General features: G+C 45.3%; 20 protein-coding genes. 13 read left to right on the forward strand and 7 right to left on the reverse strand.

Annotation, left to right across the window (positions count from 1 at the left end):
• Nucleotides 1-139: 139 nt before the first annotated feature.
• Nucleotides 140-460 carry a DUF3276 family protein gene (locus QE390_RS13845; protein ID WP_106635516.1) on the reverse strand — a complete coding sequence of 107 codons (321 nt, stop codon included), beginning with the start codon at nt 458-460 and terminating at the stop codon, nt 140-142.
• 470 nt (nt 461-930) lie between these two features.
• On the opposite strand from QE390_RS13845, the gene QE390_RS13850 reads away from it, so the two are divergent.
• The 3 genes from QE390_RS13850 (at nt 931) to QE390_RS13860 (ending at nt 3,474) form a co-directional block, all read left to right on the forward strand.
• Nucleotides 931-1,431, forward strand: a complete 501-nt coding sequence (locus tag QE390_RS13850; protein ID WP_106635517.1) for a septal ring lytic transglycosylase RlpA family protein — start codon at nt 931-933, stop codon at nt 1,429-1,431.
• Nucleotides 1,432-1,683: 252 nt separating this feature from the next.
• Complete coding sequence (locus QE390_RS13855; protein WP_106635518.1) at nt 1,684-2,589, forward strand: DUF58 domain-containing protein; 906 nt, start codon at nt 1,684-1,686, stop codon at nt 2,587-2,589.
• A 45-nt stretch (nt 2,590-2,634) separates the two neighbouring features.
• Complete coding sequence (locus tag QE390_RS13860; protein WP_106635519.1) at nt 2,635-3,474, forward strand: sugar phosphate isomerase/epimerase; 840 nt, start codon at nt 2,635-2,637, stop codon at nt 3,472-3,474.
• A 485-nt stretch (nt 3,475-3,959) separates the two neighbouring features.
• On the opposite strand, the gene QE390_RS13865 is transcribed toward QE390_RS13860, so the two are convergent.
• Entirely contained in the window at nt 3,960-5,390 is a 1,431-nt protein-coding gene (locus QE390_RS13865) for a TlpA family protein disulfide reductase (RefSeq protein WP_307142569.1), read from the reverse strand.
• Between the two features lie 102 nt (nt 5,391-5,492).
• On the opposite strand from QE390_RS13865, the gene QE390_RS13870 reads away from it, so the two are divergent.
• Entirely contained in the window at nt 5,493-6,251 is a 759-nt protein-coding gene (locus QE390_RS13870; protein WP_307142570.1) for a YdcF family protein, read from the forward strand.
• A 59-nt stretch (nt 6,252-6,310) separates the two neighbouring features.
• Here the strand turns inward: QE390_RS13870 and pfkA are convergent, their stop codons facing one another.
• Complete coding sequence (gene pfkA / locus QE390_RS13875) at nt 6,311-7,285, reverse strand: 6-phosphofructokinase (protein WP_106635522.1); 975 nt, start codon at nt 7,283-7,285, stop codon at nt 6,311-6,313.
• Between the two features lie 308 nt (nt 7,286-7,593).
• Between pfkA and QE390_RS13880 the strand changes: the two genes are divergently transcribed.
• Entirely contained in the window at nt 7,594-9,153 is a 1,560-nt protein-coding gene (locus tag QE390_RS13880) for a DUF5723 family protein (RefSeq protein ID WP_307142571.1), read from the forward strand.
• Nucleotides 9,154-9,207: 54 nt separating this feature from the next.
• Here the strand turns inward: QE390_RS13880 and QE390_RS13885 are convergent, their stop codons facing one another.
• A complete protein-coding gene (locus QE390_RS13885) occupies nt 9,208-9,546 on the reverse strand; it encodes a DUF3592 domain-containing protein (RefSeq protein WP_106635524.1) in 339 nt (112 codons plus the stop codon).
• Nucleotides 9,547-9,584: 38 nt separating this feature from the next.
• Complete coding sequence (hslU, locus tag QE390_RS13890) at nt 9,585-10,979, reverse strand: ATP-dependent protease ATPase subunit HslU (protein WP_106635662.1); 1,395 nt, start codon at nt 10,977-10,979, stop codon at nt 9,585-9,587.
• A gap of 483 nt (nt 10,980-11,462) precedes the next feature.
• Between hslU and mrdA the strand changes: the two genes are divergently transcribed.
• From mrdA to QE390_RS13915, 5 genes are all read left to right on the forward strand, one after another.
• On the forward strand, nt 11,463-13,439 hold the full coding sequence (mrdA, locus tag QE390_RS13895) for a penicillin-binding protein 2 (RefSeq protein ID WP_106635525.1): 1,977 nt from the start codon (nt 11,463-11,465) through the stop codon (nt 13,437-13,439).
• 39 nt (nt 13,440-13,478) lie between these two features.
• Complete coding sequence (gene rodA / locus QE390_RS13900; RefSeq protein ID WP_307142572.1) at nt 13,479-14,762, forward strand: rod shape-determining protein RodA; 1,284 nt, start codon at nt 13,479-13,481, stop codon at nt 14,760-14,762.
• A gap of 97 nt (nt 14,763-14,859) precedes the next feature.
• A complete protein-coding gene (locus QE390_RS13905) occupies nt 14,860-15,756 on the forward strand; it encodes an ABC transporter ATP-binding protein (RefSeq protein WP_307142573.1) in 897 nt (298 codons plus the stop codon).
• 27 nt (nt 15,757-15,783) lie between these two features.
• Complete coding sequence (locus QE390_RS13910) at nt 15,784-16,557, forward strand: ABC transporter permease (RefSeq protein ID WP_307142574.1); 774 nt, start codon at nt 15,784-15,786, stop codon at nt 16,555-16,557.
• A 224-nt stretch (nt 16,558-16,781) separates the two neighbouring features.
• Nucleotides 16,782-18,017 carry an MFS transporter gene (locus tag QE390_RS13915; protein WP_106635528.1) on the forward strand — a complete coding sequence of 412 codons (1,236 nt, stop codon included), beginning with the start codon at nt 16,782-16,784 and terminating at the stop codon, nt 18,015-18,017.
• Here QE390_RS13915 and QE390_RS13920 read toward each other — a convergent pair.
• Entirely contained in the window at nt 18,005-18,994 is a 990-nt protein-coding gene (locus QE390_RS13920) for a YheT family hydrolase (protein ID WP_307142575.1), read from the reverse strand. The two genes, QE390_RS13915 and QE390_RS13920, sit on opposite strands and share 13 nt — an antisense overlap.
• A gap of 278 nt (nt 18,995-19,272) precedes the next feature.
• Here QE390_RS13920 and lon point away from each other — a divergent pair, with 278 nt between their 5' ends.
• Nucleotides 19,273-21,747, forward strand: coding sequence for an endopeptidase La (lon, locus tag QE390_RS13925; protein WP_369804068.1), 2,475 nt, complete (start codon nt 19,273-19,275; stop codon nt 21,745-21,747).
• Nucleotides 21,748-21,824: 77 nt separating this feature from the next.
• Here the strand turns inward: lon and QE390_RS13930 are convergent, their stop codons facing one another.
• Complete coding sequence (locus QE390_RS13930; RefSeq protein WP_307142576.1) at nt 21,825-23,273, reverse strand: S41 family peptidase; 1,449 nt, start codon at nt 23,271-23,273, stop codon at nt 21,825-21,827.
• Nucleotides 23,274-23,497: 224 nt separating this feature from the next.
• On the opposite strand from QE390_RS13930, the gene QE390_RS13935 reads away from it, so the two are divergent.
• Together QE390_RS13935 and QE390_RS13940 are read left to right on the forward strand one after the other, a co-directional pair.
• Complete coding sequence (locus tag QE390_RS13935; RefSeq protein ID WP_307142577.1) at nt 23,498-24,292, forward strand: SDR family NAD(P)-dependent oxidoreductase; 795 nt, start codon at nt 23,498-23,500, stop codon at nt 24,290-24,292.
• A 4-nt stretch (nt 24,293-24,296) separates the two neighbouring features.
• Entirely contained in the window at nt 24,297-24,800 is a 504-nt protein-coding gene (locus QE390_RS13940) for a cupin domain-containing protein (RefSeq protein ID WP_307142578.1), read from the forward strand.
• Nucleotides 24,801-25,314 lie beyond the last annotated feature (514 nt).

Genomic DNA, 25,314 nt, shown 5'->3' on the forward strand with positions numbered 1-25,314 from the left:
ATAGCGTACGAATCAGAACCGCAAAGGTACAACTATAAACCAACAAAAAAGCCTTCGCCACGGCAAAGGCTTTCTCAAGATCTTCACAATCAGATAAAACTGTTAGGGGTATCAGTTAATCATAAGGGAACGATTGTGGTTAATCCCATTTCAGATCGCTACGATATTCATCATCTTCTTCACGAGCAGCGAATTGAGAGAAATCGAATTCAGGCATCAGTTCCGTCTTCACATGGTCCACGGCATTTTTGAGAGCATCAACAAACTTGTCAAAATCTTCCTTGTACAGGAACATCTTGTGTTTCTCGTAAGCAAAACCATCTCCCTGAGGGTAACGACGACTTTCAGTAATAGTAATGTAGTAATCGTTGGCACGGGTGGATTTCACGTCGAAGAAGTAAGTCCGCTTGCCAGCCTTTACACGTTTCGAGTAGAGTTCTTCTCGTTCTTTTTCAGCCACAATTTTGGAAGTTTATGGTTTGATCGCTCGTAAAAATAGAAAGAAAGCCTTTGGACGCAAAAAAAACGTAGAAAATAAGGGACTGTTTTCTAAAAACGATAGAATATGTAAGTATGAGTATTAAAATGAAAAGGACAGCTTGAGTAAAATATGTATCTAACGAATAAATTTAAAACCTTTTTCTTATTCAAAAGTTAATTTTAGTGCACAGGCATTGAACAGAAGAATTATTGGCTAAATCCTTCACGCCCAATATACTATTAAAGCAAGCAAATGTCAATCGTCAACCTCTTAGAAACGTATAACTTTTTGAACAATCTTTTGTGTAAAAATGAGAAAATTATTTCCGTTTTAAAAATAGGTGTTACCTTTGTGCATGAACTCTACTCAGTTCATGGCAATTCGCCCGAAGTGCTCCCGCCGCTGCTGAAGCATAACGTTAGTTCTTTGAACCACAAAACGAACTGCCTATGAATAGCTGGACACGTAGAGCAGTAACAGCATTGTTACTGAACCTAAGTATTTTACCCTGTATTGCTCAGGCTCATTATTCGGTATATTACACTAAATATCCCCCAGTAAAAAAACCGCTGGGAAAAGAATATAAAGGGCGAGCTACTTACTACGGCAAACAATACTTTGGTAGAGTCACTGCCAGTGGAGAACGATTAAAAAATGGTACCTGTGCTCATAAGACACTACCATACGGCTCCATGATCGAAGTGACAAATCTCAAAAATGGCCGCAAAACCATTGTCAGAGTAATTGACCGTGGGCCATTTGGAAAGAATCGCGATATTGATCTTTCCTATGATGCCGCCCGAAAATTGGGCATGACCCAAGATGGCATCGTTAAAGTAAACCTTAGGGTCGTTGGTACAAACGGAGTAGTTTTATTACGACCCAAACACTATCTTCTCGAAGATAACTCCACGATTACCGCCAGAGCGGACATGGCAGCACGAGAGTAGATTAATTACAAGGGAGGTACAGAAAGTGTACCAATTTAATGTTTCAGCGGCAGCTTTTTTTTAACCGCAATTTTCGTTAGTGAATAGAGATAAAAGGTTCAGTCTCTTGAAACTTCCCGAAAATTGCGGTTTCTTTTTTGACCTTTCCGAAAGAATTTTCCTGCCTTGGCTCAAAACTTTCCCGCGTTTTTCCGTTATTAAATATTGGAAATGCATTCGTTTTCAAATTTCGAACGACTCTAAACCCACCGCATGGCTCTGGACCTGACAAAAGCTCGCGAATACGGTAATATCGAATTTCTGGCCCGACAAATGGTTGAAGGATTTATCACTGGTTTGCATAAATCTCCTTTCCACGGTTTTTCAGTGGAGTTCGCCGAGCACCGCCTGTACAATACCGGCGAGAGCACGCGTCACGTGGACTGGAAAGTGTTTGGGAAGACGGATCGACTCTATACGAAACGCTACGAAGAAGAGACGAACCTGCGTTGTCATTTACTGATTGATACGTCGTCTTCAATGTATTACCCGGAGCCTTCGCATGGGAAAATTACCTTCAGTATTCTGGCAGCGGCGGCTTTATCTTACTTACTGCAAAAGCAACGCGACGCGGTATCACTGACGACTTTCTCAGATGCCGTAGAATTACAGTTGCCCACCCGATCTACCGCTTCGCACATTCATAAGATTTTTGTGAGTCTGCAACAGCTACTACAGCAGCCGAAACCGAACCGAAAATCGGCTGTTGCGGAAGTGATTCACCAGATTGCCGAACAGGTGCATCGTCGTTCGCTGGTTATTATTTTCAGCGATATGTTCGATGATATTGAAAACGCAGATAAAATCTTTGCGGCGTTACAACACCTCAAGCATAACCGCCACGAGGTTCTTCTCTTCCACGTAACCGATCGGAAAACGGAGGAGGAGTTTGATTTTGAGGAGCGTCCGTATGAGTTTATTGATTTGGAAAGTGGCGAGAAAGTTCGGGTGCAGCCCGGACAGGTGAAAGACTATTACCGGACGGCCATTCAGAAATTTTATTACGAACTGCGGATGAAATGTAACCAGTATAAAATCGACTTCATCGAAGCAGATATTTCGCAGGGTTTTGACCCCATTCTTTCGTCTTATTTAGTAAAGCGGTCAAAAATGCGTTAACCGCGTGTGTGATACACCGCTCCTGATTCGTAATTCGTCTGAACCATGATCAAAAAATTAGTACCCCTTTTCCTGCTGGCGTCCCTGTCGAGTTACGCTCAAAAGCCTTCTTCTCCGCAGAAACCAGGCATGGTATCGTATACCTATCGGCACAGTTTTGCAAAAGACGTTGCTGCTACGCTGGATACGATCAAGGCTTTTGGCATTACAGACATGGAATTCTCGAACCTCTTTGGTCGTAAGGCCCAGGATATCCGCCAGTTACTGGATGAACGAAAAATGCAATGCTCTTCCTTTGGGGTGAGCTACGACGATTTTCTGAACAAAACCGATGAAGTAGCCCAGAATGCGAAAGCTCTGGGAGCTAAATACGTGCGGGTAGCCTGGATTCCTCATAATGGTCCCTTTACGCTGGCAATGGCGGAAGAAACCGTTGCGAATTTTAATCGGGTAGGGAAGTTGTTGAAAGAAAACCACGGCCTGACCTTCTGTTACCACAATCACGGCTTTGAATTTGAACCTTACGAAAACGGTACACTCTTCGATTACATCGTTCAGAAAACGGACCCCAAGTACGTAAGTTTCGAGATGGATATTCTCTGGACGTTTTTTCCCGGACATGATCCCGTGGCTATTCTGGAAAAATACGGCAAACGTTTCAAGCTTATGCACCTGAAAGATTTGAAAAAGGGTGTGAAGGGTAACTTATCCGGTGGAACGCCCGTGGAAAATGATGTGGCCTTAGGAACGGGCCAATTGAATTTACCCGCCATTATGAAAGCAGCCAAGAAATCATCGGCCATTGAACATTATTACATCGAAGACGAAAGTCCGAATGTAAATAAGCAGGTACCTCAGACCATCGCTTACTTGAAGAAACTATAAGCAAAGCACGAAAATGAGAAAAGGCTGGCCGATTTTTCGGCCAGCCTTTTCTTTTCTGTCTAAAAATGACATTTAAAATAATAGCTAATCTCTGATGCAAGATTCCATCTCGTTCCTACGATAAGGCAGGTTCCACCTGCCATGATCCCCCCGCAGTCGCTCGGCTCTAGCCGAGTCACTACCTAGCTCTAGGCCTCTGGCCGGTAGGATACAAAAGCTTTTCAAGTTAGGCAAGCTCTTTGTTTCGTAGCATATTTCTTTGCTTCAGACGGCCAGAGGCCTAGAGCCAGGTAGGATACAAAAGCATTTCAAGCTAAGCGAGCTCTTTGTTTCGTAGTATATTTCTTTGCTTCAGACGGCCAGAGGCCTACTGCTAATGGGTCACTCGGCAGAGCCGAGCGACTGCGGTAGATTATAAATCTTAAACGGCCTTTATAATACAAAAGAAAAAATATAAACAACTAACAACCGCAGCCGCTAACAACCTACTTCTTACCCGGCTGACTAAGCAAAAACTCAAAGTATTTATCCAGTTCATCGACGGGGAAACGACGGGCTAATATCTTCTTGTCTTTATCCAGCACGTAAATGGTTGGCGTAGCTTGGGCATCGAACGTATTAAGATAATCCGTGTAATGAACGGTTTTGCCCTGGGCGTCTTTATGGACGTCGATTACGTTAATAAAATCCTGAGTTTTAAACTCGTGAATGAACTTCTTCCATTCATTCACATCGCGTCGTAAATCTGTAGCGTAAATTTTTACACCTTTGCTTTTATACTTCTCATAAAACTTTTTCAGATTCGGCGTTGATTCCCGGCAGTGACTACAATCGTCTGCGTAAATCACCAGAATCGTATAATTTGCTTTTACGTCATACAGATTCAGGGGCTTACCCAGGGTGTCGGTTTGATACATGTTCGGGATTTTGTTACCAGTCAGCAAAGGTTTAAGAATCTTGATTCGATTTTTAAAATTACTTACCGTGCTGGAGTCCCAAAGTACTGGTTCACCGACGTAATACTTCTCGCCCATGTGCACGAAAAGAGCTTCGGTGCCTAACACCCGTGATTGCTCGTACTTGCTGGTAATGCGATACGCCACATAACGACGCATTTCGTTCCCCTTCGCCCGTGACATTAAGAAATCGGCCTCTTTAATGAGTGAATCGGGAAGCTGATGCACGAGGTTATCAAAGTAATAATCTAGTTTTTGCTGGAGGAATGGCGTGCGTAACAAACGTTCGTCGGTTAAATCAACCCCGTCGAAGTAATGTTTTTTGTAATAACGATAGGCAAAAGTAGAGTCAGTTTTCCCGTTAGGTAACTTGGGAGCCGTAGGGACTTCAGGTTCTCCGGCGGCTTTGAATAACTGAGCAGTAAACGAACCCGCATGTTCACGGATGAATTTTTTACGATAATCCAGCAATTCTTTTTGAATAGCCTTTACCTGCTCTGCCGCCTTCGGATCGGTCTGAGCCTGGGGGCGTAACTGTTGCAGGGCTGCCATCCGGGCTTTCATCTGGTTATTCATCTCGTAGAAAAGCGTGTTTTCCATCGAGCTCGTTACCTTCATGTTCTTGGGCGGATTTCCTTCGGCCACACTTTCCTTATCGGTGAACAACTCAAATTGCTGATCGGCGTCAACAATGACATCAAACAGCCGCCATTGACTGATGGAAATCACGTAGAGGCCTTCGGGTAATTTTTTGGTTCCGGTGAACGTAATGGTTCCCTCAGCATCGGCTTTGGCCGTATCCTGAACGAAAAACTGCCCGTTCCCCAGGCCTGTGTAATAGGCCAGATAACAGGTGCTGTCCTGTAACCCTTTGATGTGTGCGGTAATCTTGTAGCCTGACTGGGCCGAGAGCGTATAACTGAAGAAAGTCAGCAGGATGAGGGAGAAAACGTAACGCATAGAGTAAAAGAAATGGATAGCCAAAGGTAAGGGTTAATCGAATAAAGTTGCGGACCTTTGCTAAGGAAGCCCTTTTTCCTACAACGAAAACCTTCATAATCTATGTTCTTTATACTCTCTAAAATTTTCTTTTACCTATTAATGCCCATCAGCTTTCTGTTCTACGGACTGGTGATGGCTGTGTCAACTCAATCACCCCGACGCAGAAAACGGGCGGTGATTGCTACCCTGATTGGCTTGTACGTGATGAGTAATGGCTTTTTTGTAAATCAGGTTTTACGTATGTGGGAGTACGCTCCAAGAACGATGGGGCCTCAGGAAAAATACGATTTGGCGGTAGTACTAACGGGAGGCATTGCCGACAAGAAAGGTGACCAGATGTTTTTTGGAAATTCCGCCGATCGGATTCTTCAGCCTCTGTTTTTATACAAAGAAGGGAAGGTCAAAAAAATCCTCATTTCTGGTGGTTCGGGCTCAGTCTCCGCTCAGGCGGATTCGGCTTCGGAAGGTAGGGCTGCCGCGTACTTACTGGAAGTGGCAGGTGTGCCGAAAGCAGATATTATGCTAGAAGGAACCTCACGTAACACGCGGGAAAACGCCGTTAATACTGCGAAGTTATTACGGGGGAAGGAGCAGAAAATCGTTTTAGTCACCTCTGCCTATCACATGCGGAGGGCCGTAGGCTGCTTCGAAAAAGTTAATCTCAAGATAAGCCCTTACCCAACGGATTTTTACGCAAGTGACAAGTTATATACGCTGGATCAATTACTGGTTCCGAAAGAGTATAACCTGTATTGCCTCTATCGGGTTGTGCACGAAATGCTGGGCTATGTCGTGTATTCGGTGTTGGGTTATGCGTAATGCAGTTCCAAGAAAGATCAAAAAGAGCTGGTAGGAAACCCTGCCAGCTCTTTTTGATCTTAAGAAAGAATGTGAACCATTCGGAGCAGATCGTCAGAGATGGGCTTATCCTTGGTAATACATTCAATGAAAGGCGTATAAACCAGACGGTTATTGACTACGCCTGTCATTACGTTTTTCTGTCCACGTAGTAAGCCTTCAATGGCTCCCAGACCTAAACGGCTGGCCAGGATACGATCCTGAGCCGAAGGAACACCACCCCGCTGAATGTGACCCAGCGTAGTTACGCGAATGTCTACTTCAACGTCGATGCTTTTCTTGATTTTTTCGGCGATTTCGGTCGCACGACCTTCCTTCTCACCTTCAGCTACCACAACGATAGAAGAAGATTTTTTCTTTACAAAACCTTGTTTCAGCGTTTTAATAACTGCAGAAACGGGTTCAGAATGATCTTCGGGAACCACTACAAACTCGGCTCCGCCGCCAATACCTGACTGAATCGCAATATAACCCGAGTCACGACCCATTACTTCGATGAAGAAAACGCGATCATGAGAATCAGCCGTATCACGAATTTTATCGATGGCATCGAGGGAGGTATTTACCGCTGTATCGTAACCAATGGTATAATCCGTTCCGTATAAATCATTATCGATGGTACCAGGAGCACCTACCGTAGGGATTTTGAATTCGTTAAAGAAAATCTCTGCTCCGGTGAAGGTTCCATTGCCACCAATGGCTACTAAACCTTCAATACCCAGTGCTTTAAGATTATTATAAGCCTCCTGACGGCCTTCTGGCGTCATAAAGCGACGAGAGCGTGCCGATTTCAGAATAGTACCGCCTCGTTGAATTATATTAGAGACATCGCGGGATGTCATAGGGTAGATATCGCCTTCGATCATGCCGCTGTACCCCCGACGAATACCAAAAACTTCTACTTTATGGTACATCGCTCCCCGGACTACCGCCCGGATACAGGCGTTCATGCCTGGAGCATCTCCTCCGGAGGTAAACACTGCAATACGCTTCATATTTGTGGTCAAGCCCGTGTTTAATTATTGGTTGTAAATGGGATTTTGGAAAATTTTCACTAGGTTCCCTCTAAACTTTCTGCAAATTTACAGCTTCTTTCAGTCTATTGGTTTAGTGAAGTTTAAAAAACCGGGAGTTCATGGTAATTTAATAAGAAACAAACTTTTTTTGCTGAATTCTAAGTACCTATAAACAAGTTTATCAGGTCTTTTCAACAAATCCACCTAAATGATCGTTCTTAAATAAATCCAATAAAATCTTTTGCCTTTTACCCGAAGCTCAAGCCAAAGTGATAGGGTCTGTGCGTATGAAACGAGTCCTTCCCATTATTTTAATACTTTTCAGTATCACCTCAGGTGAACGGGTACAAGCCCAGTTTTTACTCGGTCAGAGTAGCAGTAATTACGCCGGCGTGCATGGTGTTTACCTTAATCCGGCTACGGCTGCTGACTCTCGTTATAAGGTTCAGATTCACCTGGCGGGTTTCGAAACTTACTTCTATAATAATTATCTGGTATGGCAGGCTCCTTATTCGCCCTTTCAGATGATGACCAATACCGTACCTTCTAAATACCGGGGGCCAAATAACGGCATTATTTTCAGGGATCAGGAATATTTGAGGGAGAAGTTGAACGGAAGAGACAAGCACGTTCGGGCTGGGGCCGAAATTCGGGGCCCTGGTGTGCTATTTACGATTAACAACAAAAATGCAATCTCCATCAACTCTCGCCTGAGGGTAGGGGCTGCTGCCACGAACGTTTCCGAATCCGTAGCAAGGCTTTTGAAAAACGGAACGGTCGTCAGTGGTCGAATTGAACCTGAGGATTTTGGAGCTCATTTACATGCCAATACCAATGCTCTGGTTGAACTTTCGGGAACCTACGCCCGGGTGCTGCTGGATGAGGAGGAAGAGTTTATCAAAGTAGGCATTACGGCCAAACGTCTGATCAGTTTACAGCAATCCCACATTCATGGCCAGAATATTAACTATGAGTACATCACCGATCCCAGCGTACCTAATGGAGCCTACGTTCGGCTGAACAATCTCTCGGCTCAGTATGGAATGACGAACGAAGGAGCCTATAGTAATGCCAGTTTTAGTCCCGCCTGGTTATTAGGAAATGCCTCGGCGGGCAGTGGCTGGGGAGCAGATCTGGGTTTCGTATATGAATACCGTCCGGATGTTCGAAAGTATTCCTACCGTGAAAAAGGGCAAATGCTGAAGGATAATAGCAAAAATAAATATCTGTATCGGGTGAGTGTTTCCCTGCTGGACATTGGCCGGGTTTCGTATAAAAACCCCAACTACGTAGAAGCCTATAATTTACAAAGGTCAGGGCTGATTCTGAATGAAAGCAACTTTCGCCAGTCGCCGGGTTTACCAGGAGTTATGGATGGGTTAAATCAAACTTTGAGGTCATCGCCTGAGGATCAGGTTTCGGTTTACCGAACGCTGCTACCAACCCGTTTGCAGGCCAGCGTGGATTATCTGGTAAAGGATAAGGTTTATGTAAATGCAATGGTTATCCAGGGATTTGTTTCGAACAGGAATGTAAACTTTACGATGCCATCCCTGCTGGCGGTTACGCCTCGATATGAAGCCAAATGGTTTGAAGTAGCCGTACCGTTTTCATTAACCGACAACTACAGCCGGGTAGCAATGGGGATCGGGGCGAGAGCCGGAATTTTGTATGTGGGTTCTGATAACATCCTTCCTACGTTCAATATTGGTAACCCCAAAGGCATGGAATTTCACTTCGGCCTACAGATTCCGATTTACCGGAAACCGCCAGAATCACAATTGAAGTGTTACCCTGAGACCGAGAAGAGAGGAATTTTTGGTTTTATGAAGAAGAAAAGAAGATAAACAAAAGAGCCGACTGATTTCTCAGCCGGCTCTTTTGTTAGGTGATGCATGTAATTAACCCTTCACCATGCCAATGCCCGTTAGGAGTAAGCCTGAGCCGAGTAACATAAAAAAGGCCGGAGCCAGCCAGGTTGCCAAAGGAGCATCCACCCGAGCCTGACCCGGATTTTGAAGCGAATACCGAATGGGTAAACTGCGGCCTTTGATATTGGTGCTGGTTACCCGAAGAGCATAGCTTTTTCCATCCACTTCATAGACAATTCGGTCTTCTTCAACCAGCCCTAATACGCGGGCAGTGTTTTTCATCCAGTCCCGACGTTTATTCAAAATCGTCCAGCCAATCATGAAGGCCATGCCTCCGAGAATAATAATGATAACTCCAAAAACAACCATGGTCGGGTAAAAAAGGAGAGGGGTGCTCTCCTTTTGATTTAAAGAATATATTGACTCAAATCGCGGTTTTGCACCAGTCCGGCCAGCCGTTGATCGACCAGTTCTTTCGTAACTACTACCTGAGCATTGGGACCAATCTGGTCGGGAATGTCAAATAACACATCATTCAGCAACTGACTGACCACGGTCTGTAATCGGCGGGCACCGATGTTTTCTACTTCGGTATTAAGCTGGAAGGCGACTTCCGCCAGAGCCTGAAGTGATTCGTCATTGAAGGTCAATCCTACGCCTTCGGCCCGAAGCATGGCTTCATACTGACGGGTTAAGGCATTGCGAGGTTCCTGTAAAATCCGAACAAAATCGGCTTGCGTTAAGGGCTGTAATTCTACGCGGATCGGGAAACGACCCTGAAGCTCAGGAATAAGATCGCTGGGCTTGGAAACGTGGAAGGCACCGGCGGCAATAAACAGGATGTGATCCGTGTGAATAACCCCGTACTTCGTATTGACAGTAGAGCCTTCTACGATGGGTAATAAATCCCGTTGCACCCCTTCGCGGGAAACGTCCGGGCCGGAGCCGCCGCTTTTGGCCGCTACTTTATCAATTTCATCAATGAAAATAATTCCCAGATTTTCTGCTTTGCGAATGGCTTCGTCCTTCACTTCATCCATGTCGATGAGTTTGGCGGCTTCTTCGTCCAGCAGAATTCGCTTGGCTTCGCCAATGGTTACCTTGCGTTTCTTCCGCTGCTTGGGCATCATGCCGGAAATCATCTCCTGAATGTTCATCATGGAGTTATCGTCAATCGGGCCGCCCATGACGCCAATATTCGGCGAAGCACTTTGCTGTACGTCGATGTCGATCTTGCGTTCATCAATCTCGCCGGATCTGATTTTTTCCCGAAAACGTTCCCGCGTCCGTTCGTTCAGTTCTGCGTCTGACGCATTTTCAATGTTTTCGGAAGTAATAGAAGCCGAATGTGGATGAAAACCCGCGGGTTGTTTCACCGAAGGAATGAGGGCATCCAGAATCACTTCTTCCACAGCCTGAGCCGCCCGCTCTTTCACGGATTCTTTCTTGGCTGCCCGAACCATATGAATGGCCTGCTCTACGAGGTCGCGAACCATGCTTTCAACATCGCGGCCTACATACCCTACTTCGGTAAATTTGGACGCTTCCACTTTCGTGAAAGGAGCATCAGCCAGTTGAGCCAGACGGCGGGCAATTTCGGTCTTACCGCAACCCGTAGGTCCAATCATCAGAATATTGTTCGGCATGATCTCCCGTTGCATTTCTGCCGGAGCGTTCATGCGTCTCCAGCGATTTCGCAGGGCAATGGCTACGTTCTTTTTCGCTTCGTGTTGTCCAATAATGTATTTATCCAATTCCGCTACAATCTGGCGGGGCGTAAGAGCTTCGAGATTTTTTGACATTCCAATGCTGTTTTCTTTCCATGAGTCCAGTGCAAAGCCTGACTCTTTCACATACTCACTTTTACTTACAAATATTATTCTAGCAACCTGGATACCTCACTATTTTTGTTTAAATGGTCAAAATTTTGAGGATTTACTTGATGAAGATTTATTGGTAAACAACTGAATAATAGTTTGTTATGGTTGTTTGATGGCCTCTTTCAATAACTTTTCTAAAGTAAGTAAATTCAAACTGTAAATCGGAAAATTTGTCAGGAAAAGCCTGGAGAACCGTTACTCTCAAGTAGAAAAGCACGGGCGAGCGAAACGCGTATGAGGAATAACTCTGAAATAACGGAAGTACCTTCTTCGTTAGAGCTTAGATCGGCTTTTGGGTGTTCAAATTAAATTTTATAAAGTTTGAACTTTCCACTTGCCAAATCCTTTAAAAACTACAAATTTTGTAAAGGAAATTGACTGATTCCGAGAATTTTTCGGGGAAATATGCAAGAAGTTAAAAGAGGAATCATACAAGGGGTAGTAGTGCTGGTGGCCCTTGTATATCTGGCGAAGTTATTTTACTTACAAGTGGTGGACGAGGGGTACTCGGAAGCTGCCGTGAATAATGCAATTGAGAAGGTAGTACAGATCCCGTATCGTGGTCAAATCTATGATCGTAAGGGTAATCTGATTGTGTATAACACCCCTACCTATGATTTATACATCACACCTAAGAAAGCCCGTATACCAGATACGCTTCGGTTATGTAATCTGCTGGGTGTTACGAAAATGCAGTTTGATAGCATGTATTCGGTGGCTCGGACGTATTCCAAGTTCAAGCCGTCTTTATTCATGCGTCAATTATCGGTAGAAGACTTTGCCCGCATTCAGGATGCGATGGTAGACTACCCCGGCTTTACCTTTGAAACCAGTGCTTTCCGAACGTATAATACTTCCACTATGGCTAATGCCCTGGGATATGTAGCGGAGGTAAGTCCTAAATTACTGGAAGACCAGGAAGAAAAAGGTGAGAGTTACTACCGTCAGGGGGATTACATCGGTCAGAGTGGACTGGAGCGTTATTACGAAGAAACCCTGCGGGGGCAACGCGGCATGAAGTACATCATGAAGGATGTACACGGTGTTGTGAAAGGGCCCTGGAAGGGGGGAAGTGCGGATATTTCGCCCATCGCCGGAAAAAACCTCTATACTTCCATCGACCTGGATTTACAGCAATACGCGGATAGTTTATTTCAGAATAAATCAGGAAGTCTGGTAGCGATTGAGCCCAATACGGGAGAGATTCTGGCTATGGTTTCCTCGCCTTCGTACGACCCTAAATTGTTGTCAGGACGTAACTATTCGAAGAATTACGCCAAGTTGGCTTTGAATCCCTTTAATCCCTTATTAAACCGGGCTTTACAGGGAACGTATCGTCCGGGGTCAACTTTTAAGACCATTGAAACACTGGTCGGATTACAGGATGGGGCCATTAGCCCCAGTACGGTATTAGGTCACTCCGGCATTCGCATGAACTGCCACTGTGGAGCAAGTTCGAGTAACTTGCACCGGGCCATTCAGCTTTCCTGTAACCCCTATTTTTATCACGTATTTCGTCGGATTATCTACAACAACGACGAAAAAGACGTTTACAAAAAATCGAAAGTGGGCTTAACCCGCTGGCATGATCGGGTTGCAAAATTTGGAATCGGTCAGAAGCTGGGGGTAGATTTACCTTACGAAAAAACGGGCTTATTACCCGACGTTGATTATTACAACAAGCGAAACAAAGGGGAGAATAACTGGAAATTTTCCAATATTTATTCCGTAGGGATTGGGGAAGGTGAGTTGCTGGTTACCCCCACTAAACTGGCCAATGTAGCGGCTATTATTGCCAATCGAGGCTGGTATATTACCCCGCACCTGGTGCGGGCCGTTGGTTCTCCGAAAAACGATCCACTCCCGCAATACCGGGAAAAACATTCAGTGGACATCGACACCCGGCACTTCGAGACGCTGATTGCAGGCATGTCAGACGCGGTGCGGAACGGTACGGTGATGCGGGCGGCAGTGATTCCTGATCTTGAAATCTGTGGAAAGACGGGTACTTCTCAAAATCGCCCCGGTCAGGATGATAACTCGGTTTTTATTTGTTTTGCCCCTCGCAATAACCCCAAGATTGCTATCGCGGCCATCGTCGATTATGGTCGGTGGGGGGGAACAACTTCTGCTCCCATTGCCATGATGGTAGCCGAGAAGTATATCAAAGGCACGGTAACGCATAAAGGCCTGGAACGGGAAATGATGAACAAGTATTTGTTACGTTTACCCGAACCGTCAAAAAAGAAAAAGTTGCTGGCAAAGCCTGAAGCAGGGAAGCAAACGCTCATCGTGCAAAACGGTAAAGTAATTGCCATTCCGGCAACCCCCAAGGCACTACCGAATTTCTCAGTTAACGATTTCCTGTCCGATTTATATTGATCGCCGCAGGTACTTCACTGATTCTAATACCCTACGAAATTGGCTTCTCGCGAGAATAGCATTTTAAATCGAATTGACTGGGTTACGATAGCCCTGTACTTGGCTTGTGTGGTCATCGGCTGGCTGAATATCTATGCCGCCGTATATAACCCCGAGCAACCCATAAGTATCTTTAATTTTGAGACAAACTCAGGTAAGCAATTGGTCTTTGCGGGTTTTTCGGTATTGCTTATTATCGCCATTCTGGTGATTGACTACCGATTCTGGGAGACGTTTGCTTTTTATATCTACGGCTTTATTCTCTTATTACTCGTTGGCGTTCTGGTTCTGGGGGCTGATATTAAAGGTTCGCACTCGTGGTTTAGAATCGGGCCGGTTGGCTTTCAGCCGGCGGAGGTTGCCAAGATGGCTACTGCCCTGGCCATTGCCAAGTATCTGAGCACGCCGGGAACGAATTTAGCCAAGTTTAAGGATCAGTTTACGGTAGCGATTTTCATGTTAATTCCCATTCTACTGATTCTTTTATCGAGAGAAACGGGACAAACGCTGGTGATTGTTGGGCTGGTATTGATGCTGTATCGGGAAGGGTTACCGGGCATTTACCCCTCCATTATTATCGTTTCAGCGACCTTACTGATTCTGGCTCTTACAGTCGATACCCTGACTATCGCCATTGTTCTTGCTGTCATTGCTGGTGTGGTCTTATTCTTTATGCCCCGGTATGAGCGAACTCGGAAAACGTATGTTACTATAGGACTTATTTATGTGGGTTGTCTGGTTGTGGTCTGGGCTACCGACTTCTTCATCCATAATGTTCTCGCTCCGCACCAGCGTTCACGCATAGAAGTATTAATTGATCCCAACAGCCATAAACGGGGGGCGGGCTGGAACGTCATTCAGTCAAAAATTGCGATTGGTTCGGGGGGCGTTTTCGGTAAAGGCTTCCTGCAAGGCACACAAACGAAGTTTGATTTCGTGCCCGAACAAAGTACGGACTTTATCTTCTGTACGGTAGGCGAAGAACACGGATTTTTCGGGAGCCTCGTGGTCATTGGCTTGTTAATAGCTTTAATTCTTCGTTTAATATTTCTCGCTGAACGACAGCGAATTAAGTTCGCCCGCGTGTATGGGTATGGGGTAGTATCCATCTTCTTCTTTCACTTTCTGGTTAACATAGGCATGACGATTGGACTCATGCCTGTGATCGGTATTCCGCTGCCCTTTTTTAGTTATGGAGGTTCGGGGTTATGGTCGTTTACTATTCTACTTTTCATCTTTTTGAAACTCGACTCCCAGCGTTCACTGATTATGTCTCGGGTTTAGAGGCTTGCCGTCAGAACTTTTATGGAGCCTTTCAGCCCAAAGGAATATTCAGCTACAGGGGATCTTTGTATAATGGCATGTAGAATCCGTTATACCTATGGTAATCCTTCAAACCCAACAACTTGAATTTTATTTTCGAAAAGATCAGCCCATCGTCCGGAGTATTGATCTCCAGGTGCCGCAAGGATCCATATTTGGATTTTTAGGACCCAATGGAGCCGGTAAAACCACCTCCATCCGGCTGATATTAGGACTATTGCAGGCAAAATCTGGTACGGTTGAAATCTTCGGGCAGGAGTTGGAATCCAATCGAAGTGCCTTATTTCAGAAAATAGGTTCCCTCATCGAATCGCCTTCCCTTTACCTGCACCTGACGGGTAAACAAAATCTTGAAATCGCCCGACACTATACGCAGAAGCCTGCGTCCAGAATTACCGAAGTACTGGCAATGGTGGGGCTGGAGCACGCGGCTACTAAAAAAGCCGGGGCTTATTCGCTCGGAATGAAACAGCGGCTGGGGCTGGCCATGGCCTTGCTTCATCAGCCTGAGTTAGTGATTCTGGATGAACCTACCAATGGCCTCGACCCGGGTGGAATCATTGAAATGCGGGAGCTGATTAAACAGTTGAATCGGGATTTTGGAATTACCTTCTTCGTGTCAAGTCACCTGCTGGCGGAGGTCGAGCGGATGTGCACGCACGTAGGAATTATTCATCAGGGTAACCTGCTTTTTCAGGGTAGTATTCAGGAGCTTCAAACGGCTCAGGCACAGCAGCGAATGATTTATATTGATACCAATAATCACGAACAGGCTCAGTCAATTTTGTCGGAACTGAAACCTCAGCTAGTGGCAGGTAAGTTAACCGTTCCTTTTGAAAGTAAAGCTCAGGTCGCGGCTCTTAATCATTCGCTAGTAACGGCTGGAATCGATGTGTACGAACTAAACATTCAGGGAGCCGATCTGGAAGAAATGTTCCTGAATATTACCCGCTGATTATCAACCTTTCACCTTCACAAAACGATGTTATTAAGTTATATACCTGCTTCCTTTCGGATTGAAATTCTGAAAACGCGAAATACTTCGGCCCTATGGCTAACCTTTATTGGATCACTTTTTGCTCCAAGTATCCTCTTTATCGGGTACTTGTCCAAACCTGAAATTGGTTACGCTGGGGCGAAAATAAATGCCTGGGATTTATTCATCGGGCGTTGCTGGCAGGCTGAAATTGCGGTGTTTATCCCTTTTTACGCGGTACTCATTAACAGCTTGATTGTCAATATCGAGCATCGTTCCAACACCTGGAAGTATGTATTCACGCAACCATTCCCGAAAAGTTCCGTCTGGGTTGGGAAGATACTCCTCATCCAAAGCTTGATTCTCCTGCATTTTCTGGTTTTTAATAGCTTAACGCTGGTAGCCGGAGGGATTTTAGCTCTCATAGATCCTAACTATGGTTTTGCGAATCATATACCCAGCTTTGATATCATTTTGAAATTTATTGTTAAAACCTTTATTGCCACCCTGGGCGTTTCAGGCATTCATTACTGGCTGGCTACCCGTATCAAAAATATCATTGTGCCGATTGGTATTGCCCTGATGGGCATCGTATTATCCAGTGTCTTAATAATGCAGCAATGGAAATACGTGGACTGGTTTCCATATGCATTTCCCTTGTTATCCTCTATGAGAAAGTCCAACGATTTTCTGGTTCTTCACGAATGGGTCAGTCTGGGATATTTCGTCGTTTTAAATGTATTGGGCTACCTGGATATTTCCCGACGTAATATGGGGTAATACTCAGGTTTGATAAAGCTCGCCGTGATTAGTGATCAAACTAGTCACGGCGATTTTTATTTACTACTCAAATGGATTAGAGACGGAAGGAAGTGTATCCAGGAATCAGTATTGACCAAATAAAAAGTAGGACTTAAGAGTGAATAAAAAAGAATATCGGTTTGGATAATACTTTACAGATCATGTAATTTTAGCGGCTATTTTAACATCCCCCTTCTTAAAGTATGTCTAGTTCCAGCTCTCTGACGACGAGCACCACCCGTTCCGCATATACCATCATTCTGGTGGCGGCCCTGGGGTATTTTGTCGATGTATATGACCTGATTCTGTTTGGAGTCATCCGTAACCCCAGTTTATTAGATTTAGGAGTTCCTGAAAATCAGTTACTTGCTCAGGGCACTACGCTCTTTAACTGGCAGATGGCTGGTATGCTGCTGGGCGGAATTTTTTGGGGTGTTATTGGAGACAAGAAAGGCCGAAAGTCGGTTCTGTTTGGCTCTATTTTAATGTATTCGCTGGCCAATGCGATCAATGGATTAATCAGCGATCTTACCATTTATGCCGTCTTACGCTTTATTGCCGGGGTTGGGCTAGCCGGTGAACTGGGAGCAGGAATCACCCTGATTAATGAAACCATGCCGAAAGAAAAACGGGGGTATGGTACGCTGATTGTGGCGGGTTTTGGAGCTTCAGGAGCCGTTTTTGCCGCTTTATTACCCGAATTTATTCCCAACTGGCGAATCCTCTATTTCATTGGCGGTGGCTTGGGACTGGCTCTATTAACCCTGCGAATTGGAACCTACGAATCCGGTTTATTCGAAAAAGCGGAGCACAGTAACGTCAAGAAAGGCGATTTTCTGAGTTTGTTTACCGATCAGAAACGCTTTAAAAAGTACCTGGCCTGTATCTTCATCGGTATTCCAATCTGGTATGTTATTTCGGTATTAGTCCTTTCTGCACCAGAATTGGTAAAGGCTTTAGGTATTCAGCACATTCGTCCCAACCTGACCATTGCGTATCTCTACGCCGGACTTTCCATCGGTGATCTGGTTGTAGGGTTAATCAGTCAGCAGATTCGGAGTCGTAAAAAAGCCATTTACCTTTACCTGTCTTCGCTGACGGTGTTGGTAGTGTATTATATGTATTCGCAAGGACTTTCCTCGCAGGAGTTTTACTGGCTCTGCTTCGTGTTGGGCTTTTTTGCCGGGTACTGGGCCATGTTCGTGACGATGTCTTCGGAGCAATTTGGCACTAACCTTCGGGCAACGGTAACCACTACGATCCCCAACTTCGTTCGCGGAGCCGTTATTCCTATTAGTTTGTTATTCAAGAGCTTTATTCCTTCGTTGGGCCTGATTGGTTCGGCTTTGACGGTTGGTCTGGTTTGCCTGGGACTGGCCTTCCTTTCCAACTGGAGCGTTGAAGAGACGTTTGGCAAAGAGCTGGATTACCTGGAATAAATGAGTTGCGAAACGAATTCAACCGACCGACGATCTGCCCAACACAGGCCGTCGGTCGTTTTTTCATAAAAACCACAATGACCGCCCATCTGAGGCGTTTCCAGCCAGAGGTAATCCGATTTTCGGGCTAAGGCTTCTGGCGAACAACTTGGCGAAAGAATGGGGTCATTCTGAGCATTTAATAACAACGTTGGAACCTGAATGTGTTCGACAAAAGGCAGGGCAGAGGTGGCTTCCGCGTAATTTTTCCAGCCTAACAAAGGAGAAACGTATTCGTTCGTGAAGTCGTCGAGCGTACGGTACCGGGCAAATTCTGCGTATTGCGTTGGGGATATTAGATGTTGTCGGGTAGCCATGAATTTTCGAAGCTTCCGCATGAAATACCATTCATAAAACGTTCCGCGACACGCCGCCATGCTACCCGCCATATCGGTTGGGGTAGAAATGGCCACCATCGCCTGAATGGCCTTGGGGAGAGCAGCCCCCAGTTCGCCAGCGTATTTCAAAATCTGATTACCCCCTTTACTATAGCCCACCAGAATCAGGGAGGTGTAACCTCGCGATAAAGCATAGCTTATGATTTCCTTTAATTCATCCGTGCTGCCGTGAGTAGTTATCTTTTCCAGTCGGTTGCAGGTGCCCCCCAAGCCCCGATGATTCCAGGCCAAAGTGTCATAACCTGCCAGATTAAAGGACTTAACACCGCCCAGCACATAGTGACGGGTACTATTTCCGAGGTAACCGTGTGAAATAATTGCCAGTGGTCTTTTAGTGCTGGAAATCAGCGGATTATCAAGGTGGTCTCCAGTAGCATAACTCCAGTCTAAATCAAGAAAATCACCATCTGTTAATTCTAAACGTTCACGTACATACGTTACCCCCTGCACCCGTCTGAACGTGCTGGGATAAATCGTCGACAAATGTGGATTTCTGAACCCCTTGGGGGCTTTATAGGAAGAATGAGTAATCAAAGGCATTGAGTAAAGATACGGCAACCGAAAAGCTTACCTGTGCATTGTTTTCAAAAAAAGTAAGATAAAATTTTTCTCTTGTCGGAATGAAGTATAGGTTTAAAGTGTAGTTTAGATGAACCAAATAATAATTAAGTGTTGGCATAGTCCTTTCACCTATTCCCTATCAGAAACTTTTGTAGTAGTTTCGTTTCACTATTGAATATTTGCCTGCCAACATGACAGGTCTTTGCTATATGAATAAAAAGAAGCCCAGTTCACTCACCAACCTACAACTAGTCGAAATGTCTGAATTTGACAGCATGGAGATGATTCCTCTGTCAGCTGGCGATTTTGATGAAAATGATGATCCTGCGGATTATGCCGAACAGTTACCCATATTGCCCATTCGCAATATTGTGCTGTTTCCAGGGATGGTGATTCCGGTAACGGTCGGGCGTCAGAAGTCTATCCGTCTGGTAAAGAAGCAATACAAAGCTAAAAATAAGGTAGTGGGCGTGGTTGCTATGGCTAACCCGCAAAAGGAAGAACCTACACCGGAAGATCTTTACCGCGTAGGAACGCTCGCCCAGATTCTGAAAATGATTGTGTTGCCCGATGGGAACGTTACGATCATTGTGCAGGGGAAAAAACGCTTCCAGATTCAGGAATTCCTGAAAGAAGAGCCTCATTTTCTGGCTCAGGTAAATTACATCGACGACAATTTTCCAGCAAAACCGAATCGGGAAGCCAAAGCTCTCATTCAGTCGTTGCGGGATGCCGCTCATAAGTCGCTGAACCTCAACCCTGAAATTCCAAGAGAAGCTCAGATCGCTCTGGACAACATTGAGTCGAATAACTTCCTCATTCATTTCCTTTCTGCCAATACCAACGCCGATCAGCCTGAAAAACAGGGGCTGCTGGAAACGTTTGATTCCGTAGAGCAGGCCACAAAATTGCTGGCCGTAATGCTGAAGGATATTCAGTTACTGGAAATGAAGCGGGAAATTCAGACCAAAGCCAGCAGCGAAATTGATCAGCAACAGCGGGATTATTACATCCGTCAGCAAATCAAGGTACTTCAGGAAGAGTTGGGTATTGATTCGCCCGAGCAGGAAATTGATGCCCTCCAGGCTAAAGCGGCTCAGAAAAAATGGAGTAAAGAGGTAAATGACCAATTCCAGAAAGAAATCAGTAAGCTACGCCGGACGAACCCCATGTCGCCGGAGTATCCGATTGGGATGAACTATCTGGAATTGATGGTTGATTTACCCTGGAATGATTATACCAAAGATTTCTTTGATCTGAAAAAAGCCCAGAAAATCCTCGATCAGGATCACTTCGGGCTGGAGAAAATCAAGGAACGGATTATTGAATACCTGGCCGTACTGAAAATGAAGGGGAATATGAAAGCCCCGATTTTGTGTCTCTACGGTCCTCCGGGGGTAGGTAAAACATCCTTGGGCCGTTCCATTGCGAAAGCTCTGGGACGCAAGTATGTTCGAATGGCTCTGGGTGGCGTGCATGACGAATCGGAAATTCGGGGTCACCGGAAAACCTACATTGGTGCGATGCCCGGTAAGGTGATTCAGAACATTCGTAAATCAAAATCTTCCAATCCTGTATTTATTCTGGATGAGATAGATAAGGTATCGAGCGATTTCCGGGGTGATCCGTCTTCGGCATTGCTGGAAGTACTTGATCCTGAACAAAACGGTAGCTTTCAGGATAATTACCTGGAAGTAGAGTACGATCTATCGAAAGTACTTTTCATTGCCACGGCGAACTCGCTGGAACCCATTCAGCCCGCCCTTCGGGATCGGATGGAGATCATAGAGTTGACGGGGTACACGATGGAAGAGAAAGTACAGATTGCTAAAAAATACCTGGTTCCTAAACAGAAACAGGAGCACGGTCTGGAAGGAAAGATGCTGAATTTCACGGATGCGGCCATTCAGAAAGTAATCGAAGGCTATACGCGTGAATCGGGCGTTCGTTCGCTGGAACAGAAGATTGGTTCCATCGTTCGGAAGATTACCAAAGCCATTGCTCTGGAAGAGGAGTATCCCAAGACACTGCGTACGGAAGACGTGGTAAAGTTATTGGGAGCCGAATTTTTTGATAAAGACGAGTACGATAATAACGATACCGCCGGAGTGGTAACGGGTCTGGCCTGGACTAGCGTAGGGGGTGAAATCCTCTTCGTGGAATCTAGCCTGAACCGGGGCCGTGGTACGCTTACCCTGTCAGGACAATTGGGTGATGTAATGAAAGAGTCTGCTATCACTGCTCTGAGTTACATCAAGGCCCACGCCGACGAGTTGAATATTGACCACCGTTTATTCGAACACTACAACCTGCACGTACACGTACCTGCCGGGGCGGTGCCGAAAGATGGACCTTCTGCCGGGGTTACGATGATTACCTCGATGGTTTCAGTCTTTACGCAACGGAAAGTCAAGTCTAACCTGGCCATGACGGGAGAGGTTACACTTCGGGGTAAAGTATTGCCCGTAGGCGGTATCAAGGAGAAGATTCTGGCGGCGAAGCGAGCAGGTATTAAGGAGATTATTCTTTGCAAGAAAAATCGCAAAGACATCGAAGAGATTAACCCTTCGTACGTTCAGGATCTGGTTTTCCATTATGTAGACCGCGTAGAAGAAGTACTGGAGGCGGCCTTACTGGAAGAAAAAGTGGATCGTCCGATCAAGTTCGTTTTTCCCGATGAGAAAGAAAAACCAGCCGATACGGCCACTCCTGAAGTTGTCGTGTTGAATTAATAAAAGCTCAGTAAAACAAAAGCGATGGATTCCGGAGAGTCCATCGCTTTTGTTTTACTAAATACGTGTGGTATGGGTTATAAAACAGAAGTTCGTTTCTTCATAAAACTCTTTACCGCAGTGTCTTTGTCGCGGATGAGTAGCTTTCCAAAAGTTGCTTTCTTCGTAATCGACGAAGAAAGACTAGCCACCCCTGCCGCCTGACGGCCTCCTGTACTGGTACCGTATAAGGCTGCATTCAGTAAAGTTTCCTGCGTATTTCCTAAGGCGTACAGATTAAAAGGCTCTGAAAGGGAGGTATTAGGCGTAAAACCAGCCGTATAATCGGATGCCCCGAGACTATTATATACCTTCACGATAATGGGCTGTAATGCGAATGAATATTTACCTGTATCGTCGGTTAAAGTGGTAGAGCCTACGTTTTTCCCATAAGTGGTTTCTCCAATCAGATTAACCGTCATGTAGGGTTTTAGTCCATTGATAACCAGCTCACTGGCAGAGGCCGTCCACTCCGAAGTTAAAATCGTAACCTTACTAATCTGATTGCCAACATTATTGGATTCATTCGTAAAATAGGCGTTGAAAGCGTCGCTGCCGTATTGTTGCTGGAGGTACTGATTCATCTGGCTGTTATACTCTTCTTTATAGAAAATCTGCGTAGCTCCGCTGTACTTCACAATCAGACTCGCCAAAGTAGTAGCCGTCGCACCTGAACCGCCGGGATTATACCGCAAGTCCAGAATTAATTCCTGAACGCCCGCCGATTTAAAATCTCCGAAAATCTGACGCAGGTGATTGTCGTAGGCATTGCTGGAAGAGTTATTCGGGCTGGAAACAAACTGGTTATAGACCAAATACCCCACCTTCTTTCCATTAACCGTATAGGTCGAATCCAAAAACACCGGATCTTCCTGAAAAGTCGTGGCGGTTACGGCCAGTGTCGTGCTGGTATCCTCGATGGTGTTACTGGTACTGACGGTTCCCAGGGTAAACGAATAAGAAGTGGTTGAACCGTACAGTAACGACTCATAGTTGGTAGTGGTAAGGGTGGTGCCGTTAACTTTCGTGAAAACGTCGCCGCGTTTGAAGCCCGCCGCCGCTGCCGGAGAACCTTTCAGCACATATAATACCTGTCCAACGATATTTACCCGAGCATTATCGCGATAGAACAATCGAAACTGCATGCCCGTGGTGAGGCTTTCGCCATTCAAAGCCGCTTCCAGCGTTGCTGCGTCCGGGGAGAAATAAGAGAAGCGATCTCCATCAGGATTGGAGGTGGCGTTGTAAGTGTTTAGTAAAGAGGTGAAATACGATTCTGGCTCCAGCGTCTGGTCAGTATTAGCTTCGCTGGGGAGCTTGTCGGTCCAGAAATAGTAACTCGCCATTTGTTCATAAATCCACTGATTACCGGCTACATGCTCCTTTGAGTTAGTGTCGGGAGTGGCATCTTCGGTATTTTTTTTACAGGCAAAAAGGCCCATTCCGAGGCACAGAGCTAATAATAGGGGAGCAGTTCTTCTTTTCACGGTTTTCGTTGGAATGATTTAACAGCCCATACGCCGATTCACGCGAAGGCGTTGAGGTCGCCTACGGCTTAGGGATTGAAAGGAAACTTTTGGCGATGGGAACCCTAAAATTCGCTACGTACTCAAGCCGATGGACTGGTACGTTTCTTTCGCTGAAAGAGTGAAAGCATAAGAGGGAGCCATACCAGTACCTTATCTTTTTCTACCATTTAAAATGTAATACAATGGATTTAAAATTGACTGAAAAAGTAGCTTTGGTGACGGGCTCAACGGCGGGCATTGGGTTGGCAATTGCTCAGGGATTAGCTCGGGAAGGAGCAACCGTGTATGTAAATGGCCGAACGCAGGAGCGGGTCGAAGAAGCGATCGCAAACATCAAAGCCACTATTCCAGACGCGAAACTGAAAGGCGTTACCGCTGATTTTTCAAAAGTAGAGGAAGTGAATGCTCTGCTGGAAGAAGTCCCGGAAGTAGATATCCTGATTAATAATGTCGGCATATTCGGACAAAAACCGTTCGCAGAAATTACCGATGAAGAATGGATGAACTATTACGAAGTCAATGTGCTGAGTGGTGTTCGACTGTCCCGGTATTATTTCCCTAAAATGCTGGCTCAGAATTGGGGCCGCATTATATTTCTTTCCAGCGAATCGGCCATTCAAATACCGGAAGACATGATTCAGTACGGCATGACAAAAACAGCTATGCTGGCGATTAGCCGAGGTTTGGCGGAGTTAACCAAGGGAACGGAGGTGACCGTTAATGCCGTTTTGCCCGGACCGACCTGGTCGGAAGGCAATGAAAAGGGAGTCAAACAAACCGCGGAGAAAGAGAACATTACCGTTGAGGAAGCTCAGCAGGAATTTTTTAAAAAAGACCGTCCTACGTCATTGTTACAACGCTTCGCAACGACCGAAGAAGTGGCCAATCTAGTTACGTATGTGTCGAGTCCTTTGTCATCGGCAACCAATGGGGCGGCTTTGCGGGTAGATGGCGGAGTCGTTAAATCTGCTTTTTAAAAAGATGCTTATGGAACCAGAATTGCTGTATTTCAAAGACGACGGCGTGATTCCTAATAACAAGCTCCCCGTAGTTATTTATCGAAAAGTAACCGAAGAAACCGGGAATAGAGCCGCTCAATGGCTCGAAGATCGTTTTGCCAGTCATGATTGGACCAACTCGTGGAGGAATGGCGTGTATCCCTTTCATCATTACCATAGCACTTCGCACGAAGTTCTGGGTATTTATTCAGGCCAGGCTCAACTGCAATTGGGGGGCGAAAAAGGCCAGGTATTAAGCGTACAAGCGGGAGATGTGCTGATTCTTCCGGCGGGAACGGGCCATAAAAAGATAGAAGCCAGTACCGATTTCGGAGTGGTAGGAGCGTATCCGCAAGGGAAAGACTGGGATTTACTGAAGGGAGAAAAAGGCGAACGACCTCAAGCAGATCAAAACATAGCTGCACTTGAGTTACCCGCCAAAGACCCTGTTTACGGAGACTGGCGTATTACTTCCTGGCAAAAATGAATAAAAAGGAGCTTTTACCCTGGGTTGGATGAGTAAAAGCTCCTTATAGTCTTAATAAAATTGAAGGTTGAATAGTTTCTATTAATTAGATTTCCGCCGGTTAATCGTTAACGTGAGTTGGTAGACGGAGCCGAGTTTCAAATCTATTTTCAGAATAGGCAGAATGTATGGAAAATAGATTTGAAAAACGCAGGACTCATATGCATGCAATGATGAGTTGGCACTAGTTACTACGTATTAAGATTGAAGGTGACCAATAGACCGTATTCGGGACTTCTGTTGTGAATCGTTTTACAAATGTATAAGGGGATAATAATTGAGTGATTATGCTTAGATAAATGGTAAGTTTATTACTCTAAAAGGTTTGTATTGCTCTATGATCTGTAACAAATACTGTATAATAATATGATATTTATATACATTTAATGTTTGTACATGTATGGTATGGCTAGTTATAATACTACTACTCACAAAAAAAGGCAAGCAGAAGCTTGCCTTTTTTTGTGAGTAGCTG

This window comes from Siphonobacter sp. SORGH_AS_1065 (assembly GCF_030818595.1).
Taxonomy (GTDB): domain Bacteria; phylum Bacteroidota; class Bacteroidia; order Cytophagales; family Spirosomataceae; genus Siphonobacter.

Excerpts from the sequence above, each read along its gene's own strand:
- QE390_RS13850 (WP_106635517.1), top strand. The coding sequence starts at position 931 with ATGAATAGCTGGACACGTAGAGCAGTAACAGCATTGTTACTGAACCTA.
- QE390_RS13855 (WP_106635518.1), top strand. The coding sequence starts at position 1,684 with ATGGCTCTGGACCTGACAAAAGCTCGCGAATACGGTAATATCGAATTT.
- QE390_RS13860 (WP_106635519.1), top strand. The coding sequence starts at position 2,635 with ATGATCAAAAAATTAGTACCCCTTTTCCTGCTGGCGTCCCTGTCGAGT.
- QE390_RS13865 (WP_307142569.1), bottom strand. The coding sequence starts at position 5,390 with ATGCGTTACGTTTTCTCCCTCATCCTGCTGACTTTCTTCAGTTATACG.
- QE390_RS13870 (WP_307142570.1), top strand. The coding sequence starts at position 5,493 with ATGTTCTTTATACTCTCTAAAATTTTCTTTTACCTATTAATGCCCATC.
- pfkA (WP_106635522.1), bottom strand. The coding sequence starts at position 7,285 with ATGAAGCGTATTGCAGTGTTTACCTCCGGAGGAGATGCTCCAGGCATG.
- QE390_RS13880 (WP_307142571.1), top strand. The coding sequence starts at position 7,594 with ATGAAACGAGTCCTTCCCATTATTTTAATACTTTTCAGTATCACCTCA.
- QE390_RS13885 (WP_106635524.1), bottom strand. The coding sequence starts at position 9,546 with ATGGTTGTTTTTGGAGTTATCATTATTATTCTCGGAGGCATGGCCTTC.
- hslU (WP_106635662.1), bottom strand. The coding sequence starts at position 10,979 with ATGTCAAAAAATCTCGAAGCTCTTACGCCCCGCCAGATTGTAGCGGAA.
- mrdA (WP_106635525.1), top strand. The coding sequence starts at position 11,463 with ATGCAAGAAGTTAAAAGAGGAATCATACAAGGGGTAGTAGTGCTGGTG.
- QE390_RS13905 (WP_307142573.1), top strand. The coding sequence starts at position 14,860 with ATGGTAATCCTTCAAACCCAACAACTTGAATTTTATTTTCGAAAAGAT.
- QE390_RS13910 (WP_307142574.1), top strand. The coding sequence starts at position 15,784 with ATGTTATTAAGTTATATACCTGCTTCCTTTCGGATTGAAATTCTGAAA.
- QE390_RS13915 (WP_106635528.1), top strand. The coding sequence starts at position 16,782 with ATGTCTAGTTCCAGCTCTCTGACGACGAGCACCACCCGTTCCGCATAT.
- QE390_RS13920 (WP_307142575.1), bottom strand. The coding sequence starts at position 18,994 with ATGCCTTTGATTACTCATTCTTCCTATAAAGCCCCCAAGGGGTTCAGA.
- lon (WP_369804068.1), top strand. The coding sequence starts at position 19,273 with ATGTCTGAATTTGACAGCATGGAGATGATTCCTCTGTCAGCTGGCGAT.
- QE390_RS13935 (WP_307142577.1), top strand. The coding sequence starts at position 23,498 with ATGGATTTAAAATTGACTGAAAAAGTAGCTTTGGTGACGGGCTCAACG.
- QE390_RS13940 (WP_307142578.1), top strand. The coding sequence starts at position 24,297 with ATGCTTATGGAACCAGAATTGCTGTATTTCAAAGACGACGGCGTGATT.